The following is a 2,817-nucleotide window of genomic DNA, read 5'->3' on the forward strand; positions in this document are numbered from 1 at the left end:
CGACCCGGCCTCGGCCGGCGACGGGCAGCAGGACTCCGCAGGCAGCTCGTCGGGCGACTCGCTCGCCGAGCGGCTGCCCGAGGTGCTCCGGGCCGGGGCCCTGCGCACCACCGGGATCGTCGACGCACTGCCGGGCTACCGCCGTTCGAGCGTGCTCTCGACCCTCTCGGTCCTGGCGCGGCAGGGCGTCATCGTGCGGACCGGCCACGGCGTCTACGCCCTGCCGCCCGCCGAGGGCGGGACGGCAGCGGCGCAGACGCCGTAGGCCTGCGGGGCCCTCTCGATCAGCTTCCCGGGACGAGCCCGAGGGCGGCCTGCTCGGCGTCGTCGAGCATGCGCGACCGGATCAGGAACCGGCGCCCCTCGGGCGACTCGACCGAGAAGCCGGCGCCCCGGCCCGCGACGACGTCGATCGTGAGGTGCGTCCACTTCCAGTACTCGAACTGGCTGCGCGACATGTACACCTCGATCGGGTCGAGAGCGTCGACGTGCAGGTCGCCCAGGTGGACGTCGACCGCGCCGACCCTGAAGAAGCCCACCGGGTAGCACATCGGCGACGAGCCGTCGCAGCAGCCGCCCGACTGGTGGAACATCAGCGGACCGTGCTTGGCCGTGAGGTCGACGAGGAACGCCGCCGCCTCCGCGGAGACGTCGACCCGGGAGGGCGGGGCGACCGCCTCGGGTGCCGGGGCAGGGTCGGCCGGGCCGACCCGCGCCTCCTTCGCTGCCGTGTCCATCAGAAGAAGCCCATCGGGCCGTCCGCGTAGCTGACCAGCAGGTTCTTGGTCTGCTGGTAGTGGTCGAGCATCATCTTGTGGTTCTCGCGGCCGATGCCGGACTGCTTGTAGCCGCCGAACGCCGCCCCCGCGGGGTACTGGTGGTAGGTGTTCGACCAGACGCGGCCCGCCTGGATGTCGCGGCCGGCCCGGTAGAGCTGGGCGCCGTTGCGGCTCCACACGCCGGCGCCGAGGCCGTAGAGGGTGTCGTTGGCGATCTTGATCGCGTCGTCGTAGTCCGAGAAGCTCGTGAGGCTGAGGACCGGGCCGAAGATCTCCTCCTGGAAGATGCGCATCGAGTTCCTGCCCTCGAAGATCGTCGGGTTGACGTAGTAGCCGTCGGTCAGGTCGCCGCCGAGGTCGGCGCGGTCGCCGCCGAGCAGCAGCGTCGCGCCCTCCTGCTTGCCGATGTCCATGTAGCTGAGGATCTTCTCGAGCTGGTCGTTCGAGGCCTGTGCGCCGATCATCGTGTCGAGCGACAGGGGGTCGCCCTGCTTGACCTTCTTCACCCGCTCGATGCCGTCGGCCGTGAACTGGTCGTAGATCGACTGCTGCACGAGCGCCCGGGACGGGCAGGTGCAGACCTCGCCCGAGTTGAGGTTGAAGAACGAGAAGCCCTCGAGCGCCTTGTCGTAGAAGTCGTCCTGCTCGTCGGCGACGTCGGCGAAGAAGACGTTGGGGCTCTTGCCGCCGAGCTCCAGGGTGACGGGGATGAGGTTCTCGCTGGCCATCTGCATGATGAGCCGACCGGTGGTCGTCTCTCCGGTGAAGGCGATCTTGCGGATGTTCGGGTGGCTGGCCAGGGGAGCGCCGGCCTCGACGCCGAAGCCGTTGACGATGTTGAGCACGCCGGCGGGCAGCAGGTCCTTGATCAGGTCCATGAACACGTGGATCGACGCAGGGGTCTGCTCGGCCGGCTTCAGCACGACGCAGTTGCCCGCGGCGAGGGCAGGGGCGAGCTTCCACACCGCCATCAGCAGCGGGAAGTTCCAGGGGATGATCTGGCCCACCACGCCGAGCGGCTCGTGGAAGTGGTACGCGACGGTGTCGCCGTCGATCTCGCCGGTCGAGCCCTCCTGGGCGCGGATGGCGCCGGCGAAGTACCTGAAGTGGTCGATCGCCAGCGGCACGTCGGCGGCCAGCGACTCGCGGATCGGCTTGCCGTTGTCCCAGGTCTCGGCGACGGCCAGCATCTCGAGGTTCGCCTCCATCCGGTCGGCGATCTTGTTGAGGACGATCGAGCGCTCGGCGATGGTGGTGCGCTTCCAGGAGTCGAACGCTCGCCACGCCGCCTCGACGGCGCGGTCGACGTCCTGCGCGTTGCCCCGGGCGACCTCGGTGAAGGGCTTGCCGTTCACGGGGCTCGGGTTCTCGAAGTACTGCCCGCTCGCGGGGGCGACGTACTCGCCCCCGATGAAGTGGTCGTAACGGGCCGCGAACTGCACGGCGGCGCCCGGCTGGCCGGGCTGCGCGTAGGTGCTCGGGGGAGTGGTGACGGTCATGGCTGTCCCTTTCGACGACGGTGTCGGAGGCCACGGATCGCGCGGCCCGTGGGGTCAGGGTAGGTCGGCGGACGTTGCGTCCCGTTGCGCGTCTCGACCCGCTGCGGGACCCTCGGCGACGCCCGCGACGAGACCCGCCCTGCGGGGCGACCGGGGCGGCAGCAGCCGCAGCAGCTCACGGCGGGCCGGCTCGTCGTCGGCGCCCTGGGCGGTGGCCACCCACTGCAGCAGCACGTCGATCGAGCCCGAGGTGCGAAGGGACTCCCCGAGGTGTCGTGCCAGGTCGCCGCGGAGGCGCTCGACGCCCGGGGCCGACGAGCCCGGCAGGAGCGGACCCGTCGCGGCGCGCAGGGCGGCACGGTGCGCTCCGCGGTCGAGCAGGTGGACGACCTCGTCGGCGTCCGTGGCCAGTCTCGCTGGCAGCCGGTACGGCCGCGACGTCGGCACGAGCGAGGGGGCGACCGCCTCGAGCACGTGGCGGAGCCGGACGAGCTCGGGCCGCAGCGTGCCGACCGCGCCGCGCTCGCCCCAGATCGCGT

At 71.3% G+C, this 2,817-nt stretch carries 3 protein-coding genes and 1 pseudogene; 1 reads left to right on the top strand and 3 read right to left on the bottom strand.

Features of this window, described 5'->3' with window-relative positions; genetic code table 11:
• Positions 1 to 265 (top strand): hypothetical protein (locus RWM17_RS13695; protein WP_314104572.1); only part of this gene is annotated, 265 nt, incomplete at its 5' end.
• A gap of 19 nt (positions 266 to 284) precedes the next feature.
• Here the strand turns inward: RWM17_RS13695 and RWM17_RS13700 are convergent.
• The 3 genes and pseudogenes from RWM17_RS13700 to RWM17_RS13710 all read right to left on the bottom strand — a co-directional run.
• Positions 285 to 737: a DUF779 domain-containing protein gene (locus RWM17_RS13700; RefSeq protein WP_314104574.1), complete on the bottom strand. Its 453-nt coding sequence runs from the start codon at positions 735 to 737 to the stop codon at positions 285 to 287.
• Positions 737 to 2,278 carry an aldehyde dehydrogenase family protein gene (locus RWM17_RS13705; protein ID WP_314104576.1) on the bottom strand — a complete coding sequence of 514 codons (1,542 nt, stop codon included), beginning with the start codon at positions 2,276 to 2,278 and terminating at the stop codon, positions 737 to 739. The genes RWM17_RS13700 and RWM17_RS13705 overlap by 1 nt, the downstream gene beginning before the upstream one ends.
• A gap of 54 nt (positions 2,279 to 2,332) precedes the next feature.
• A pseudogene (locus tag RWM17_RS13710) lies at positions 2,333 to 2,817 on the bottom strand (hypothetical protein); the annotation flags it as partial.

The sequence above is a fragment of the uncultured Frigoribacterium sp. genome (genome assembly GCF_963515265.1).
Lineage (GTDB): Bacteria > Actinomycetota > Actinomycetes > Actinomycetales > Microbacteriaceae > Frigoribacterium.